Origin of the sequence: Serratia sp. NPDC087055, assembly GCF_044900985.1 — a bacterium.
Lineage (GTDB): Bacteria > Pseudomonadota > Gammaproteobacteria > Enterobacterales > Enterobacteriaceae > Serratia.
Genome location: NZ_JBJDOG010000001.1, coordinates 291823 through 309688 on the forward strand (window position 1 = coordinate 291823; position 17866 = coordinate 309688).

A 17866-nucleotide genomic window follows, 5' to 3' on the forward strand; every position below is an offset into this window, starting at 1 on the left:
ATCCCCTGTGGAGTTACTTGAATACCGGCAGCAGACCCAGCAATGCCAATATGTGCGCGACAGCGTTGATCAGCCCGAACAAAATGATGAACAGGATCATGCCATGACCGCCGGGTGCGCGATATTGCGCATCAGCAAAGCGGCGGCGGCTGGCGCGCGCCATCATTGCTGGCACGATGACCGCCCAAACGGTGGCAGCCAGCCCGGCGAAACCGATGGCGTACAGGAAGCCATTCGGGAACAACAGCGCGGCAATGGTCGGCGGCGCAAAGGTGACGAGCGCGGTTTTAGTGCGTCCAGCGGTGTCGTCGCTGAATTTGAAAAAGTCCGCCAGATAGTCAAACAGGCCCAGTGACACCCCGAGGAACGAACTGGCCAGCGCCATATAAGAGAAGGCACTCAGTAGCTGGCCGACGGTCTGGCTGCTGGACACGTTGCCCATTTGTTTGAGCAGGCTGCCGATGTTGCCGCCTTCGGCAATCACCTGTCGGAAGGCGTCACGAGCGATATTGCCCTGAATCACATACTGCCACAGGATATAGATCGCCAGTGCCAACAGCGTGCCGTACACCAAGCTGCGCACCACGGCACCGCTGTCTTTATGATAATACTTCACCAATCCCGGCACATTGCCGTGATAGCCGAACGAGGTCAGCAGATAAGGCAGCGCCGCCAGGGCATATGGCAAATAGCTGGCCTGGTCATCTCCACGGTTGAACAGCACCGCCGGTTGTACATGAGTGAACATATCGCCGACCGACATCACAAAGGTGATCACCATACCGCCGATCAAAATGGTGCTCAGGCGATCTACCGCACGCGTGGAAAGCCAAACAATAAAGGCCACTATGATGGCAAACACCAGTCCTGCCGTGGTTTGCCCGACGCCAATGATACCTTCCAGCGTGTGAGCGATGATTGAACCGCCGGCAGAAATATAGGCGTAGGTCAGGATATACAGGACAAAGGCAATGGAAAGGCCGTTAATGGCGTTCCAGCTTTTGCCCAGCAGGTCTTTAACAATGGTATTGAAGCTGGCGCCACTTGGGTAATGCAGGGCGGCCTCAAGGATCATCAGGCCGGAAATCAGCATACAGGCCCAGGTATAAATCAGCAGCGCGACAGAGCCGCTAAACCACACGCCAGAAGTCACAATAGGGATGGAGAACATGCCGGCGCCGACGGCGGTGCCTGCAATGATCATCGCGCCGCCAAGGACTGAAGGGCGGGAAAGCTTCTGGATGGTGTCCGCGGACATTATTGATTGCTCCTGAATGGCTGAGTTGGCCGTGAGTTCTTTTGTACTAGCTTAATGGTACATGTGTGGCTGACGCATGTAAAGACGTGAATGTGCTTGTTTCATGCATTAATCTGCCTTAATGGGGCTGTTTAGGGCGTATTTGGGGCCTGGATGAGGGCGGTCAATTAGCGGCTAAAAGAGGGGGATGTAAAGATTGATGGGCAAACCCGGATTATGCTGGCGGGCAATGCGCGCTACTGATATTGTCGCGCTTCAATTCCGCCAGCCCACCGGGAGACTCGCTGATGGACTGCCGTGCCGACTGTGGCGCCTGTTGTATTGCGCCTTCAATATCCAGCCCGATCCCCGGCATGCCCAACGGCAAGCCCGCGAATACCCGCTGCATTCATCTGAGTGAGCAGCTACGTTGTGGTTTGTTTCACTCGCCATTGCGGCCAAAAGTCTGTGGCAGCCTGCAGGCAAGCCGTGAAATGTGTCATGACCACCGCGATCAGGCGCTCATCTATTTGGCTAAGCTGGAAGCGGATACGGCACCTTGAATCCGCGTTATGCGTCTTTGAGCTTCCACAAACACAGTACTGCACCGATCACCATCGCCAGCGCGGAGTAAAATACCGCGTGGTAACTCCAGATTTCTGCCACTACACCGGCAATTGAACCGGCAAAGATCCAGCCCACACGGGTCGTGTTGGTAAATAAGGTGGTGGCCGCACCGGCCTGTCCGGGCATCAGATCCTGAAAATAGAGCATGCCAATCCCTGCCAGCACGCCGATAAAGGCAGCATTAAGCAGTTGCAGGGCGATCAGCTGCCAGGTGCCGGTGATAAACAACAGGCCAAGGTAAAACAGCAGGCCTGCCACCACAGCACAACGCATCAGGAAGCGCTTGCCGAAGCGTTTCGCCACCATACCGGCGACCAGCATGGTGGGTATCTCCAGCCCGGCTGCGGTGCCCATTAATATCCCCGCCAATCTTTCCGGCAGTTGCAGTTCATGCACCATATACAGCGGCATATTGATCAGATACATGCTGTTGGCGGTCCACATAAAGGTGCAGGCCATAAACAACAGCAGCGTATCACGACGGTTCTGGCGCGGAGCTTCCAGCGTGGTGCTGGCGGGCACCGGCGTTTTGCGCATCGATGGCAGCATTGTCCACACCAGCGCGCCACACAGAATAAATGCAGCCGCGGCAGCCAGATACATCACCTTAAAACCGAATCCCAATGCCAATGCAAAGGCGATAGGGGGACCGATGACCCAGGCCAGGGAAACCTGTGCACGCAGGATCGAGCTGAACATCACGGCTTCGCGACCGGTACGGTCGGCATGCTCGCGTGCCAGGGCAAACATCTGGGGGTTTGCGGTGGAACCGAAGCTGGTCAGCATCACGCCGACGGCCAGCAAAAGAGAGTAATTACGACTCCAGGCGAACAGCACACAGCCCAGTGCACCCAACATGCAGCACAGAAAAATCAGTGTTTTGCGATCGCCTTTTTGATCCGAGCGTCGGGCAAGAAATTGACTGACCAGAATGCCGATGACGGCGCTGCCGGTAAAGAATAACCCGACCATGGAAGGGCGCACTTTCACTTCTGTCGCCAGAAATAGGCTCAGCGTCGGGGTCTGCAGCGCACCGGCAATCCCGGTGAGGAAGGCCACCACTAAAAATGCCAGTGAAGTGAGGTCGGGGGAGCGTCGTGTTACCGCAGTTGAACCAGGCATAGAGGTCAGCAAATAGCCATAATTGAGGGAGTCGCGCGCATAATACGCCCGTTTAAATTAATCAGAAACCGGTTTCATTCTACTTAATGGTAAAAAATTCTTACCCGCATAAGGCGAGAAAAAGGGCGATGTCACCATCGCCCGGGTATTCGGATATACCGCGTTATGCGCCGATTGGCACGTCGTGCGCGGTGTTTTTCAGCACCTCACCCTGGTACTTCTCTATCTGCAACTGAGCCATCTGCCCGCAGTTACCCTGGGCCAGGCTGGAGGAGCCAATGTCAAAGGTCAGGCAGTTGACGTTGCCGTTCTTACACAGCGACCCCGGTTGTGACGGATCCGCCGGATCGAACCAGGCCCCTTCGCTGATACGCACCACGCCAGGGCGTACGTCCTCACTGACCACGGCACCAACCAGGATCTGGCCACGATCGTTAAAGGCACGTACCAAGTCACCGTTAGCGATACCGCGTGATTGGGCATCCTGTGGATGGATCACAATCGCTTCACGATCTGCGACCGCATACTTTTTACGCAGCGGCGTATTGTCGAGCTGTGAGTGCAGGCGGTTGATCGGGTGTGCGGTGTTCAGTGACAGCGGATATTTAACCGCTTCCGGTCCGCGATACCACTCATGCGGTGGCATCCAGGTTGGGATGCCGGGGCAATCCTGGTATTTCATTTTGGCAATGGCGTCGGAGTAAATCTCGATTTTACCGGACGGCGTACCCAATGGATTGAGCAACGGGTTTTCGCGATAGTCGGCGAAACGCACCCATTGCGTGTTGGCTTCAGGCACCGGGAAGCGCACATAGTTATTGGATGCCCAGAACATGTCGAACGGTGGCAGGGCCACCCGGGCGGCGCGCGCCTGCGTTTTCATGTCATCGTACATGCCTTTCAACCACTGGGTTTCATCTTTGCCTTCGGTAAAGGCATCTTGCACTCCCAGTTTGGCCGCCATGGCTGCGAAGATATCAAAGTCGCTGCGCGACTCATGCTGTGGTTGTACACACTGATGCATTGGGAATACATACAGCTGCGAGTAATCCCCCCCCATTTCCAGATCGTTGCGTTCATAGCTGGTGGTGGCTGGCAGTACGATATCGGCGTGTTTGGCCGTGGCGGTCCAATAGGGTTCGTTCACCACGATGGTGTCCGGCCGTTGCCACGCCTTGACCAGATTATTGGTGTCCTGATGCTGGTGGAAGGTATTCCCCCCGGCCACATACACCATTTTCACCTCAGGGTAGGTGACCTGCGCGCCGTTGAAGTTAATGGTCTTGCCTGGATTGCTCAGGCATTCGGCGATGCGTGCCACCGGGATCGGGGCCGGCGAGTTCTTCGGCGCGTTACCGGCAGAAATACCGGAAATGATGCCGCCTTTCGCCGTCGGGCTCCCGCCGGAAGAGTAATGATAACTGAAGCCAAAACCGCCGCCCGGCAAGCCGATTTGGCCGAGCATCGCCGCGACGGTGACCAAGAGCCAGTGCTGTTGTTCGCCATGATGCTGGCGTTGAATACCCCAACCGCCCATGATCATGGTGCGATTTTTTGCCATGTCGCGGGCCAGTTGGCGTAACACGTCGGCATCGACACCGCACACATCGGCAGCCCATTCGGCGGTTTTTGGCGTGCCATCGGTTTCGCCCAGCAGATAGGCCTGGAACTTGTCGAAGCCGGCAGTATAGGTTTTCAGGAAGTCAGGGTTATGCAGGTTTTCGGTCAACAGCGTGTGAGCGATGCCGATCAGCATAGCGCCGTCCGTATAAGGGCGCGGGGCGATCCACTGCGCATCGACGAATTTGGCGCTGTCGTTGTGCACCGGATCGATACTGATCACTCGGGTGCCTTTCTTCTTCAGTGCCTCAAAGCCCGTCTGCCCGTAGTGGTCCGGCACGTTCCAACTGTTTTTCAACGTGATCATTGGGTTACAGCCCCATAGAACCACCAGTTGGCTGTTTTCGATCACGTTAGGCCAGGCGGTCTGCTGTTCGTAAACCTCCATAGAGCCCACCACGTGTGACATGATCACCTGGGCTGCACCGGTGGAGTAGTCGCCGGCATAACCGAGGAAACCGCCGGTCAGGTTCATCAGGCGTTGCAGCAGTGTGCGGCTGTTATGCAGCATGCCGACGCTCTTCCAGCCATAAGACCCGGCATAGATTGATTGTGGGCCGTGGTCTTTCTGTAGACGGGTAATCTCACCGCACACCAGTTCAATGGCTTTGTCCCAACTGACGCGCACCCATTCGTCGCGACCGCGTAACTCGGTATGGCTACCGGGGCCCCCTTCCAGCCAGCTTTTACGCACCATCGGGTATTTGATGCGGTTTTCAGCATGGACTTGATAAGGTGCCATGGTGATCAGTTCGTTCGGATAAGGATCGTCTTTAACCGGCTGCACGCCGACCATTTTGCCGTCCTGTACTATGGCTTCAAAAGCGCCCCAGTGTGCGCCCGTCAGAATGCCTTTTTGTGCCTGGCGCAGTACCACAAACTGTGGCAGCGCCTGGCTAATAGCCTGCGCCAATGCGGATTTGGGCCACAAGCCTGCCAGCAAAGGTGCTGCGGCCAGCGCAGTGGCACCGGTCAGGAAGCGGCGGCGGCTCATTTTTAACGCTTGTTGTTGATATTTGCTCATTTCGCTTCTCCCTTAAAGCTTGGCTGGTGCGGCGGGTTGCATGTCACTGGCATGTTTCTGCACGTATTGTGTCAGAACGCGCAGTTGTTCCTGCGTCAGCGAGGTGCGTGGAGCCATACCTTTAATTACGCCGATCCACTGGTTGGCGTTGAAGCGATCGAGTGCGGTCAGGCCGTGGCAACCGGTACAGTTGGCAGACATCATATCCGCCGTGTAGCGCCAGATTTTTTGCTGATCGTCGATCAGTTGTTTACGTGGCAACCATACCTGGAGAGAAACTTGATGCCACACTAGGCCCGTTTCACTGTCGGTCATGGTGCTCCCGGTTTTCAGCAGTTTGCGTGCGTCTTCACCCAGCAGCACGCTGAGAATACGCTTGCCCTGTGCCGCGTAGAACACTTCGCTGACACCGTCTTGCTGCCAGCCGGTGACGTTGGCCAGCACTTTGTCACCTTCCTGTTTCACCACCTGAACCTCGGTGGATGGCATCAAGTTACCGGCGTTGTGGCTGTCGTCAGGCTTCAGGAAGAAGGGCTCAGTGGCAATGGTGTACAGCGTGGTCGCGGTTGGTGAGGTTTCAGCGGCCGCTTTTGCCAGTTCGGCTGCACCAGCCTGAGCTGCGCCACTCATATCCGGCAGGATATGTGCCACACCTTTGTGACAATCGATACAGGTTTCGCCCTGCTTGATGGCCACTGGATGCTGAATGCGTGCTTCAGGTCGCTGAGCAGTGATGTCCATAGCATCAAAGCTGTGGCACGAGCGGCAAGTGGCGGAGTCGTTTTCTTTCAGCGTTTTCCATACCGACTGAGCCATGGCCAGCTTATGTGCCTCATATTTTTCTGGTGTATTAATGGTACCCACCATCTCGCCATAAATATCTTTTACCGCGCGGATTTTGGTCCACAGGTAATCGAGCGGCTCATGCGGAACGTGGCAGTCGGCACATTCGGCACGGATGCCTTTGGTATTCTGGAAGTGGACGCTGCCCTGATATTCAGCCAGCGGCTGTTGCATGGTGTGACAGGAAACGCAGAAGGCCGTGTCGCTGGTTTTGTGGAATACCGTCGCGGTGCCCGCTAATAATGCTGCCCCGAGGATAATTCCGAGGAGCAAAATCCACAGCCATCCCCAGCGGTGCTTTTTTATCAAGCCAGTGAGTTTATTGGTCATATTGAACCCGCTTATAATTATGAAATACCAAGGAAAACCTTGCCAAAAAAGTGTCGACCGAACGCCGACATGCTTGGGGAAGTATAGGTATTATTAGCAAAGACATCTAATACTATAGGGTTATTTTTAGAGGAAAAACGGCCATTCGAGGGATTTTACAGCGTTATATTCTGAGTTATATAACGCATTTTTTATGTGGTTTTATCATGCCATGAGAAAGATCACGGACAGAGAGGAAAAACTCTGAATGAAAACGGCTATTCTGTTGGCAGATAAGCCTGGCCGGTCAGCCACAGGTGAATGGCATTGCGGCTGGCTTCAAAATGCGGCTCCGGCAAGGCATTCGGAGAACACCAGCGCCATTCGGCACATTTATCCGGTTCTTTGCGTTCGGGTGTGCCGCCGGGATGCTGTGTCTGCAAGCACACGGATACCGTATGTTTTCCTTCGGCGCGCCAGGTTTGCAGATTATTGCTGATACCGATAAAACGAGGTGGGGCGATCATCAACCCGGTTTCTTCGGCGATTTCACGCTGTGCGCACTGTTCAAAGGTTTCACCCTCATCCAGGTGCCCACCGGGAATAGACCAGAAAGGCGCGTGCTGACCGCAGCGTTTTCCCAGTAGTACTTCCCCTTGCGCGTTTACGATGATCACACCGACTCCTGCAACTACAGACATGTATAGCTCCGTCAGCAAAATTTCAGCACAGTATGTCATTTTAGCGCCGCGACAGGTAACCCTTCGGGAAAAGTGTGCGTAAGGTCAAAAATCTATGACATCAAAATGGAGAAAACTTGCTTTCATCCAAGGCTGATTACACACTCCTTGAAACGTTTCAGCGTTATTGTCACGATGATTCGGTGCCGATAACGCTCCTTTTTCCCAATGAAGCTGAAACGATTCAATTCAGCAGGAGAGGAGCATCATGTTCCAGTTGTCACAGCAAGATATTCACCTGGGCGCAACCGCCGGTAGCAAGCAGGAAGCCATCCAGCAAGTGGCTTCAGCACTGACTGAGGCAGGCTGCGTCAGCGCCGCCTATGTGGACGGCATGTTGCAGCGCGAGCTGCAAACCTCCACTTACCTGGGTAATGGCATTGCCATCCCGCACGGTACCACCGATACCCGCGATCTGGTGTTGAACACCGGTGTACAGGTATTCCAGTTTCCGCAGGGCATCGAATGGGGAGAGGGCCAAACCGCATTTGTGGTGATCGGCATTGCTGCCCGTTCTGATGAGCACCTGGCGCTCCTGCGCCAACTGACCCATGTCCTTAGCGATGACAGCGTAGCCGAACAACTGGCGAAAACCACGTCAACGGAAGAGCTGCGCAGTTTGTTGATGGGTGAAAAGCTGACGGCGGAGTTCAAGTTTGACGCGTCTCTGATTGCGCTCGATGTGGCCGCCGACAGCCTGATGACGCTGCAGGCGTTGAATGCAGGCCGCCTGCAGAAGATCGGCGTGGTTAACGCGCAGTTTGTTAGCGACGTCATCACCCGCAAGCCACTGAATCTGGGGCAGGGCATTTGGTTAAGCGACAGCACCGAAGGCAATTTGGCCAGTGCAGCGACCCTCAGCCGTCCGGCGCAAGCCTTTGACGAAGACGGCGAGAAGGTGGCGCTGTTGCTGACGCTGTCCGTGGCCGATCAGCAGCCGCTGGCCGTGTTGAATTATTTGAGCGATTTGCTCTTGGCAAACAAAGCTGAACGCTTGCTGAACGCTGATGCCGTCACCGTGCTGGCCTTGTTGACCAGTGAGGTAGAAGAAGAAAGCACCATGCTGAGCGCTGAGTACGTGATCCGTAACGAACACGGTTTACATGCACGCCCGGGTACAGCGCTGGTCAACGTGATCAAGCAGTTCAGCAGTGAAATTACCGTCACTAATCTCGATGGCAGTGGCAAACCGGCCAATGGTCGCAGCCTGATGAAGGTTGTGGCGTTGGGCGTGAAGAAAGGACATCACCTGCGCTTTACCGCCAAAGGTGAAGATGCTGAAGCGGCGCTGAAGGCGATCGGAGAAGCGATTAACGAAGGACTGGGCGAGGGCGCAGCATGAGCAGAAGAGTAGCAACAATTACCCTAAATCCGGCTTACGATCTGGTGGGTTTCTGCCCAGAGATTGAGCGCGGTGAAGTTAACCTGGTCAAAACCGCAGGTCTTCACGCCGCCGGGAAGGGGATCAATGTTGCCAAGGTGCTGAAGGACCTGGGTATTGATGTCACTGTGGGCGGTTTCCTGGGGAAAGATAACCAGGACGGTTTCCAATTACTGTTCAGCGATTTGGGCATTGCCAATCGTTTCCAGGTGGTTCCGGGGCGCACTCGCATTAACGTCAAACTGACGGAAAAAGACGGTGAAGTGACGGATTTCAACTTCTCTGGTTTTGAAGTGACGGGGCAGGATTGGGAACGTTTCGTGACCGACTCCCTGAGCTGGCTGGGCCAGTTTGACATGGTGGCGGTGAGTGGCAGCTTACCGGCCGGGGTTGATCCCGATGCCTTTACCGACTGGATGGTCCGCCTGCGTGCACAGTGCCCGTGCATTATCTTCGATAGCAGCCGTGAAGCACTGGTGGCTGGATTGAAAGCGGCACCCTGGTTGGTGAAGCCAAACCGTCGTGAACTGGAAATCTGGGCCGGTCGGCCCTTGCCGCAATTGGCCGATGTGGTTGAGGCCGCACATGCATTGCGCGATCAAGGCATTGCCCACGTAGTGATTTCTCTCGGTGCCGAAGGTGCGCTGTGGGTTAACGCTTCCGGCGCCTGGATTGCCAAGCCACCCGCTTGCGAAGTCGTCAGCACCGTGGGGGCAGGTGATTCTATGGTTGGCGGCCTGATTTATGGCCTGCTGATGCGTGAGTCCAGTGAGCATACTTTGCGCTTGGCCACCGCTGTGGCTGCGCTGGCAGTCAGCCAGAGCAACGTCGGCGTGACCGATCGTCCACAGTTGGCCGCAATGATGGCGCGTGTCGATCTGAAACCTTTTAATCAATAGCTGGAGGCAGAATGAAAACACTGCTGATGATAGACAGTTCGCTGGGACAGGCACGTGGTCACCTGGCGAAACGTATGCTCGGTGCTGCGGCGGCGAAAGCCGGTCTGACACGGGTTGAATCGCTGGCCGAGGCTGAGCTGGTGGTGGTGGCAGGGCAAACTGCACCTGCTGATGCCGCACTGAACGGCAAACGGGTTTATGTGGGTGATGTTGAACACGCCGTCCGTGAGCCGGACGCCTTTCTGGCGCAGGCCATCGCCGACGCGAAAGCCTACCAGGCACCTGTCGCCGCGCAGCTTGAGCCTGTAAAAGGGGCGGGGCCAAAACGTATCGTGGCAATTACCGCGTGTCCAACGGGGGTCGCCCACACCTTTATGGCTGCTGAAGCCATTGAGAGTGAAGCTAAAAAACGCGGTTGGTGGGTAAAGGTAGAAACCCGCGGATCCGTGGGTGCCGGTAATGCCATTACGCCAGAAGAAGTCGCTGCGGCCGATCTGGTCATTGTCGCGGCAGACATCGAGGTGGATCTGGACAAGTTTGCCGGTAAGCCGATGTACCGCACGTCTACCGGTCTGGCACTGAAGAAAACGGCGCAAGAGCTGGATAAGGCCGTCGCCGACGCGGAGATTTTCCAACCGCAGAAAAGCGGGGCGCCAGCCGCTGCGGGCAAGAAGAAAGAGAGTGCCGGGCCATATCGCCACCTGTTGACGGGCGTATCCTACATGCTGCCAATGGTGGTAGCCGGTGGTCTGTGTATTGCGCTGTCGTTTGTGTTCGGTATCAAGGCGTTTGAAGTCAAAGGTACGCTGGCAGCAGCGTTGATGCAGATTGGCGGCGGTTCAGCCTTTGCGTTGATGGTGCCGGTACTGGCCGGTTTCATTGCTTTCTCTATTGCTGACCGTCCGGGTCTGACGCCGGGTCTTATTGGCGGTATGCTGGCGGTAAGCACGGGTGCCGGTTTCCTCGGCGGTATTATTGCCGGTTTCATGGCGGGCTATGTTGCCAAATTTATCAGCACCAAACTGCGTCTACCGCAGAGTATGGAGGCGCTGAAACCGATATTGATCATTCCGTTGGTTGCCAGCCTGATCGTCGGTTTGATCATGATTTTCGTCGTCGGTACGCCGGTCGCGAAAATCATGGAAGGTCTGACTCACTGGTTACAGTCATTGGGTACCGCTAACGCGGTGCTGCTGGGCGCGATCCTCGGCGCGATGATGTGTACCGACATGGGCGGTCCGGTCAACAAAGCGGCCTACGCGTTCGGCGTGGCACTGCTGAGCTCCTCAGTGTATGCCCCAATGGCAGCCATTATGGCGGCGGGCATGGTCCCCCCGCTGGCGATGGGCCTGGCGACACTGTTGGCGCGTCGCAAGTTCGAGAAGTCTGAGCAGGAAGGCGGTAAAGCGGCGCTGGTACTGGGCCTGTGCTTTATCTCCGAAGGCGCAATTCCGTTTGCGGCCCGTGATCCAATGCGTGTGTTGCCATGCTGCATCGCCGGTGGCGCACTGACCGGGGCCTTGTCCATGGCGTTCGGCGCCAAGTTGATGGCACCGCACGGCGGGCTGTTTGTCCTGCTGATCCCAGGTGCTATCACACCGGTACTGTTGTATCTGGTGGCGATTATCGCCGGTACGCTGTTGGCGGGGGTATCGTACGCGGTGTTGAAACGGGCTGACGTTCCGGCGGCGACGGTCGCTTAACGTTGATGCAGGCAATAAAAAACCGGAGCCCAGGCTCCGGTTTTTTTATGTGGCATCACTGCTGCGCTTTCAGCCAGGCGATCTCTTCCGCCCAGATATCCGGGTTCACCGTTTCCAGAATCAACGGGATATTGTCGAAACGTGGGTCACGCATGATATAGCTGAACACCGTTTTACCGATGTTGCCTTCACCCAGACTGTGGTGGCGGTCAACACGGCTGCCGAACTCGCTCTTGGCGTCATTCAGGTGCATGCCGCGCAGATACTGGTACCCGACGATGTCGCCGAGCGCTTTAAACGTCTGTTCGCAGGTCTCTTCGGTACGCAGATCGTACCCAGCAGCAAAGGCATGGCAGGTATCAATACAGACACCGACGCGGCTTTTGTCTTCCACGCCGTCGATGATCGCCGCTAAATGTTCAAACTTGAAACCCAGATTACTGCCCTGACCGGCGGTATTTTCGATTACCGCCGTCACGCCGGTTGTTTTATCCAACACCAGGTTGATGGATTCGGCGATACGCGCCAGACATTTGTCTTCATCAATCTGTAGCAGGTGGCTACCTGGGTGGAAGTTCAACAGCGTCAGCCCCAGTTGCTCACAGCGCTGCATTTCATCAAGGAAGGCCTCGCGGGATTTTTCCAAGGCTTCGGTTACCGGGTGGCCGAGGTTAATCAGATAACTGTCGTGCGGCAGGATTTGTCCTGGACCGTAACCGTATTGCGCGCAGGCACTTTTAAACTTATCGATCACGTCTGCAGGCAGTGAAGCGGCTTTCCATTGACGTTGGTTTTTCGTGAACAGGGCGAATGCGGTCGCCTCTAATTCGTGCGCGCGGATAACCGCCTGATCCACGCCGCCTGACGCGCTGACATGTGCACCGACAAACTTCATTTTCATTCTCCTGTGTAATCGGCGTCATTATGGCATTGATAGAGGTAGGATTGAATGGCGGGAAAAGCGATGGCCCGCAATGGCGGGCCATGGAGAAGAGAATCAGAGGAAATGTTGCACCAGCAGGTTTATTGCGCCGCCGCCGACCATCAGCCAGACGAACAGCAGGGTAGCCAGCAGGATCGGTTTGACCCCAGCCTGGCGCACCGCACTGACGTGGGTGGTCAGGCCCAGTGCCGCCATCGCCATCGCCAGCATCCAGGTGTCGGCGGTAATCAGGTGTTTAACCAGCGTCGCTGGGATCAGGTTGAACGAGTTCAGCCCGGCGACGGCGATAAACAGTACCGCGAACCAAGGAATGGTGATGGCAGATTTTTCCGCTTTGTGCCCGGTGCTGCCCGTACTGCGACTACGGCTGATATACCCAGAGAGCAGGACCAGGAAGGGGGCCAGCATCATCACGCGGATCATTTTTGAGATCACTGCGGCATTTTCAGCATCCGGTCCGATAGCGTGCCCAGCGGCAACGACCTGCGCCACTTCGTGGATGGTCGAACCGGTGAAGATACCGAAAGTTTCCTGGTTAAAGGAGAACCACTGGAAATGCTCATTCAGGTTGTACATCCATGGGTAGATGAAGATTGCCAGTGTACCGAACACCACCACGGTGCTCACTGCCACCGCCACTTTGTTTGAGTCTGCCTTCAGTACCGGCTCTGTGGCCATGACGGCGGCTGCACCGCAGATGCTGCTGCCGGCCCCGATCAACATGGCGGTTTGGCTGTCAATGCCGAAGACCTTTTTACCCAACCAGCAGGCGAGCAGAAATGTGGTGCTCAGGGTCAGCGCATCGATGATGATGCCAGTGGTACCTACGTCGGCTATCTGCTGGAAGGTAAGACGAAAACCGTAAAGGATAATGCCGAGCCGCAGCAAACGTTGTTTGGCCAACTGAACGCCGCCATGGCAGCTCGGTTGTAACCAGGGATACACCGTATTGCCCACCACAATGCCAAGTAAAATCGCCAGTGTCAGCGCACCCAGTCCCAATCCGGCCACCCACGGAATATCACCGACCCAGACCGCCAACGCGGTGATGGCACCCGTCAACAGGAGTCCTGGCACTAAGTGAGGTAAACCGAACAGAGGAAATTGCCGCGATGGAAAAGTATGTGTGGTATTGGTCGCCATAAGTCAGCCCTTTTAATCAAATTCTTGAGCACAGACTACGTTCTTGCCCCATAAAAGAGAAATTGATTATATGTTTATAACTTATCTATATAAGTGGTTAATCGGTATCGGCGGCTTTCATACTGATTTCTGCAAACGTGGTAAGATTACTCGTATTCACCCTGTGCGCTATTGCCGGTCAGTAGCGCAGATTTTGCATTAATTTCAGTGACTTTATTCGATGTCACCTTTGATGAATACCGAGACGCTATGCATATTACCTTACGTCAATTAGAAGTCTTTACCGAAGTGCTTAAAAGCGGTTCGACCACGCAGGCTTCCGTAGTTCTGGCGTTATCACAGTCGGCGGTCAGTGCAGCGCTGGCCGATCTGGAAGGGCAGTTGGGCGTACAGTTGTTCGATCGTGTCGGCAAGCGTCTGGTCATTAATGAACATGGCCGACTGCTGTACCCGAAGGCGCTGGCGCTACTGGAACAAGCGGGAGAAATTGAACAGTTGTTCCGTCATGATGCCGGTGCGCTGCGTATCGGTGCCAGCAGCACCATCGGCAACTATATGCTGCCAGAGATGATCGCCCATTATCGGCATGATTTCCCTTCGACTCCGCTGGAGCTCAACGTTGGCAACAGCCAGGACGTGATCGGTGCAGTCGCTGACTTCCGGGTTGATCTGGGGCTGATCGAGGGGCCTTGTCATATGCCGGAATTGGTCACTCAGCCGTGGCTGGAAGACGAGCTGGTGGTGTTCGCTGCGCCGGATAGCCCGTTGGCGGGGCAACCACTGACCTTGACGATGCTGGCTGAAGCCCCCTGGATCCTGCGCGAGGGCGGTTCGGGTACGCGTGAAGTACTGCATCACCTGCTGCTGGCGCATTTACCCCACTTTCAGTTAGTGATGGAGCTGGGCAACTCGGAAGCGATAAAGCATGCGGTTCGCCACGGTATGGGGATCAGTTGCCTGTCGCGCCGGGTGATTTGCGAGCAGTTGGCAAGCGGTGTGCTGGTGGAGCTACAGGTGCCGTTGCCTCCGCTGATGCGCACGTTGTATTTGATTCACCATCGCCAAAAGCATATCTCCAGTGCTCTACAGCGTTTTCTGAGTTATTGCGCGTTTCAGCCTTGATAACGTCTCCATAAGGTGAAACAAAGCATAAAAAGCTGCTCCCTGTCACATTAATGACAGTAAGTAAGGCCATCCCGACCGTTGCTAATAATTAGCCCTGAATTATGAAGCTATCTTATATCAGTGCAATGTTACTAGTTCGCTGGCGGGTATTTGTTACAATCCGCCCTCATTTTTTTTGACCAGCAGATAGGGTAAGAATGGCTCAGCAGGATATAAAAACATCGGGGCAACAAGCACCCGGATTGCGCCGCGAGCTGAAGGCGCGGCACTTAACCATGATTGCTATTGGTGGTTCTATCGGCACGGGTCTGTTTGTCGCCTCTGGTGCGACGGTTTCTCAGGCTGGCCCTGGTGGTGCACTGCTGTCTTATGCGCTGATTGGGTTGATGGTCTACTTCTTGATGACCAGCCTGGGTGAACTTGCGGCCTTTATGCCGGTATCGGGTTCTTTCTCCACCTACGGCGCGAAATACGTTGAAGAAGGCTTTGGTTTCGCACTGGGCTGGAACTACTGGTACAACTGGGCCGTGACCATCGCCGTTGACCTGGTGGCCTCGCAGTTGGTGATGACCTACTGGTTCCCGGATACCCCTGGCTGGATCTGGAGCGCACTGTTCCTCGGCCTAATGTTCTTGTTGAACTACATTTCAGTCAAAGGCTTCGGTGAAGCAGAATACTGGTTCTCGCTGATCAAAGTGACCACCGTCATTATCTTCATTGGTATTGGCGTGCTGATGATTTTCGGCATCCTTAAAGGCGGCGAACACGCAGGCTGGCAGAACTGGACCATTGGTGACGCGCCGTTTGCCGGCGGTTTCTCGGCAATGATTGGCGTGGCGATGATCGTCGGCTTCTCGTTCCAGGGGACCGAGCTTATCGGTATCGCTGCCGGTGAATCGGAAAACCCAGGTAAAAACATCCCGCGCGCGGTGCGTCAGGTGTTCTGGCGTATCCTGTTGTTCTATATCTTTGCCATTCTGATTATCAGCCTGATCATTCCTTATACCGATCCGAGCCTGCTGCGTAACGATGTAAAAGACATCAGCGTCAGTCCATTTACGCTGGTCTTCCAGCACGCCGGTTTGCTGTCGGCTGCGGCGGTGATGAATGCAGTTATTCTGACTGCGGTACTGTCCGCCGGTAACTCTGGGATGTACGCATCCACCCGTATGCTGTTTACCTTGGCATCGGAAGGTAAAGCGCCGCGTATTTTTGCCAAACTGTCGAAGGGTGGGGTGCCGCGCAACGCGTTGTACGCCACTACCGTGGTCGCGGGCCTGTGTTTCTTGAGCTCAATGTTCGGTAATCAGTCAGTTTATCTGTGGCTGCTGAATACCTCGGGCATGACCGGCTTTATCGCCTGGTTGGGGATTGCCATCAGTCATTACCGTTTCCGTCGTGGCTACATGATTCAGGGGCGTGATCTGAACGACCTGCCATACCGTTCCGGTTTCTTCCCGCTGGGGCCGATTTTTGCCTTCGTCCTGTGTTTGATCATTACGCTGGGGCAGAACTACCAGGCATTCCTGCAAGACCGAATTGACTGGTACGGTGTGACAGCCACCTATATCGGTATTCCACTGTTCCTGATTATCTGGTTCGGTTATAAGCTGACGCGCGGCACCCGTGTCGTGAAGTACAGCGAAATGGAATTCCCGAAAATGGACGTGAAGTAACCTCGGGTTATGCCCCGGGATTTCAGGCTGCGGTCGAAAAGTTCGGCTGCAGCTTGAAAGACAACGCGCATATCACGTGGCGGGATACCGCCGCGTTATTCCTTCCCATTGATTGTCAGCGCGTGTTGCGCTGCGGCCATCAGATTCTCAACCTTCTGATAATCCTGCGTTAACGCCAGCACGCCGGTGTTCAGTTGCAGCGACACCTCACCAAAAGCCCCAAAATCGTAGGGCGCCTGCAGTGGCGGGACAATACGCGCCAGAAACTCCCCTTCAGAACCGTAAGGTAGGCCGTGTACCAGGATCAGGAATTGGCCTCCGGTATAGCGACAAACAAAATCGCTGGGACGAACCAGCATTTTCAAGCGCTCGCCAATGGTGCGTAATACGTCGTCGCCGATGAGAACGCCGTGGCTCTGATAGAGTGCGGCCAGCGGGGTAAATTCGATAATAAACAGGTGGGAAAGCGGATGCATCGTTGCTGAAGGTCGACAAACCTCCTGCATGACGGCTTCACCGCCTGCGCGGTTGAGGAAGCCGGTTAAACGATCCTGGTGGGCCGCTTTGTGTTTTTCGGCTGTCAGGGTGACATGTTGAGCGACCTGGCGATGGTAAAACGCGATCAGACCATGGGCTAACAGGAGCCAAAGCGGGATGATGTCTGCCAGTAGAAACAGATTCTGTACGCGCGATAGCGGCGCGACCGCGAGATAGGGCAGCGTCAGCAGCATGATTTCCAGCAAGGCAAAGCGTGGTGCGGCGGCATGGCGCTGCATTAGCCAGAAAGCCAGCCCGGTAATCAACAGGCCGGCGAACAGGATAAGCACCATGCGGCCTGACAACATGACCAACAGCGCGGTTGCGCCTACCAATGCGCACCACAACAGCACTGTCACAAGCATGGCATTGGGCCAGCGTGGCGGATTGACGCGCGTCAGCCACCAACGGCCGCCGGTCAGCAGTAAGAGTGAGGCCAAGAGCGCGGCACCGAGTGCACTATGGGTCAACCAGATGTACCCCAGCAGCAGCACCACCACACCGGCGGCATTGAGCCAGGGTGTTGCGGGAGAAGGCAGCAACGTAAGCCGCATTTGGCGTTGAAATTGGGCATCATCCGTATGCTGTGGGCTTTGTACCAGCCAGTGCAGCAGAGCGGGCCTTTTAGGCGTTAACGTGGGGAGTCGACTTCTCATTGCAGCCTCATTAATCAGGACCTCGCCAATAAGCCTTAAAGAGCGAGCTTGGCGCGATTGGCACGCCGTTTGGCGGTCAGGCTTCGGATTCTATGTGGTTTCGTTGCGATTTGTCACAGCCAGGCGGGGTGGGGCCTCACTTTCGGAATTGTTAACCCTGCGTGCTTTCACGGGGTTATCGGGGTGATTGGGTGAATAGCGTTATAAAATAAAGTGTTACATCTTTATATGACAGCTAATAGCTATTGATATGATTGATAAGTATTATCGTTTGCTTTATT

At 55.4% G+C, this 17866-nt stretch carries 14 protein-coding genes; 6 read left to right on the top strand and 8 right to left on the bottom strand.

What is annotated here, in order from left to right; all coding sequences use genetic code 11:
* Positions 1-13 precede the first annotated feature (13 nt).
* A complete protein-coding gene (mtr, locus tag ACI2J2_RS01325; RefSeq protein ID WP_265556566.1) occupies positions 14-1258 on the bottom strand; it encodes a tryptophan permease in 1245 nt (414 codons plus the stop codon).
* A gap of 287 nt (positions 1259-1545) precedes the next feature.
* Between mtr and ACI2J2_RS01330 the strand changes: the two genes are divergently transcribed.
* Positions 1546-1800: a YkgJ family cysteine cluster protein gene (locus ACI2J2_RS01330; RefSeq protein ID WP_012145951.1), complete on the top strand. Its 255-nt coding sequence runs from the start codon at positions 1546-1548 to the stop codon at positions 1798-1800.
* Positions 1801-1807: 7 nt separating this feature from the next.
* Here ACI2J2_RS01330 and ACI2J2_RS01335 read toward each other — a convergent pair whose 3' ends face one another.
* From ACI2J2_RS01335 to ACI2J2_RS01350, 4 genes are all read right to left on the bottom strand, one after another.
* On the bottom strand, positions 1808-2986 hold the full coding sequence (locus tag ACI2J2_RS01335) for a sugar efflux transporter (RefSeq protein WP_404759244.1): 1179 nt from the start codon (positions 2984-2986) through the stop codon (positions 1808-1810).
* A 163-nt stretch (positions 2987-3149) separates the two neighbouring features.
* A complete protein-coding gene (torA, locus tag ACI2J2_RS01340; RefSeq protein WP_209636074.1) occupies positions 3150-5630 on the bottom strand; it encodes a trimethylamine-N-oxide reductase TorA in 2481 nt (826 codons plus the stop codon).
* 12 nt (positions 5631-5642) lie between these two features.
* Complete coding sequence (locus ACI2J2_RS01345; RefSeq protein WP_404759245.1) at positions 5643-6803, bottom strand: NapC/NirT family cytochrome c; 1161 nt, start codon at positions 6801-6803, stop codon at positions 5643-5645.
* 257 nt (positions 6804-7060) lie between these two features.
* Entirely contained in the window at positions 7061-7483 is a 423-nt protein-coding gene (locus ACI2J2_RS01350; protein WP_209636069.1) for an NUDIX hydrolase, read from the bottom strand.
* A gap of 247 nt (positions 7484-7730) precedes the next feature.
* On the opposite strand from ACI2J2_RS01350, the gene fruB reads away from it, so the two are divergent.
* The 3 genes from fruB to fruA are packed head-to-tail and all read left to right on the top strand — an operon-like array spanning position 7731 to position 11505.
* Positions 7731-8864, top strand: coding sequence for a fused PTS fructose transporter subunit IIA/HPr protein (gene fruB, locus ACI2J2_RS01355; RefSeq protein ID WP_209636067.1), 1134 nt, complete (start codon positions 7731-7733; stop codon positions 8862-8864).
* Entirely contained in the window at positions 8861-9802 is a 942-nt protein-coding gene (gene fruK, locus ACI2J2_RS01360; protein WP_099063729.1) for a 1-phosphofructokinase, read from the top strand. Before fruB ends, fruK begins: the two co-directional genes overlap by 4 nt.
* An 11-nt stretch (positions 9803-9813) precedes the next feature.
* Complete coding sequence (gene fruA, locus ACI2J2_RS01365; RefSeq protein WP_404759246.1) at positions 9814-11505, top strand: PTS fructose transporter subunit IIBC; 1692 nt, start codon at positions 9814-9816, stop codon at positions 11503-11505.
* Positions 11506-11560: 55 nt separating this feature from the next.
* Here fruA and nfo read toward each other — a convergent pair whose 3' ends face one another.
* Positions 11561-12400: a deoxyribonuclease IV gene (nfo, locus tag ACI2J2_RS01370; protein ID WP_404759247.1), complete on the bottom strand. Its 840-nt coding sequence runs from the start codon at positions 12398-12400 to the stop codon at positions 11561-11563.
* Positions 12401-12502: 102 nt separating this feature from the next.
* Complete coding sequence (locus ACI2J2_RS01375; RefSeq protein WP_404759248.1) at positions 12503-13591, bottom strand: YeiH family putative sulfate export transporter; 1089 nt, start codon at positions 13589-13591, stop codon at positions 12503-12505.
* Between the two features lie 249 nt (positions 13592-13840).
* Between ACI2J2_RS01375 and yieE the strand changes: the two genes are divergently transcribed.
* Positions 13841-14713: a DNA-binding transcriptional regulator YeiE gene (gene yieE, locus ACI2J2_RS01380; protein WP_209636058.1), complete on the top strand. Its 873-nt coding sequence runs from the start codon at positions 13841-13843 to the stop codon at positions 14711-14713.
* Positions 14714-14913: 200 nt separating this feature from the next.
* Positions 14914-16392 carry an amino acid permease gene (locus ACI2J2_RS01385; protein ID WP_037425538.1) on the top strand — a complete coding sequence of 493 codons (1479 nt, stop codon included), beginning with the start codon at positions 14914-14916 and terminating at the stop codon, positions 16390-16392.
* A 95-nt stretch (positions 16393-16487) separates the two neighbouring features.
* On the opposite strand, the gene ACI2J2_RS01390 is transcribed toward ACI2J2_RS01385, so the two are convergent.
* Positions 16488-17585 carry a diguanylate cyclase domain-containing protein gene (locus ACI2J2_RS01390; RefSeq protein WP_265556564.1) on the bottom strand — a complete coding sequence of 366 codons (1098 nt, stop codon included), beginning with the start codon at positions 17583-17585 and terminating at the stop codon, positions 16488-16490.
* Positions 17586-17866: the final 281 nt, after the last annotated feature.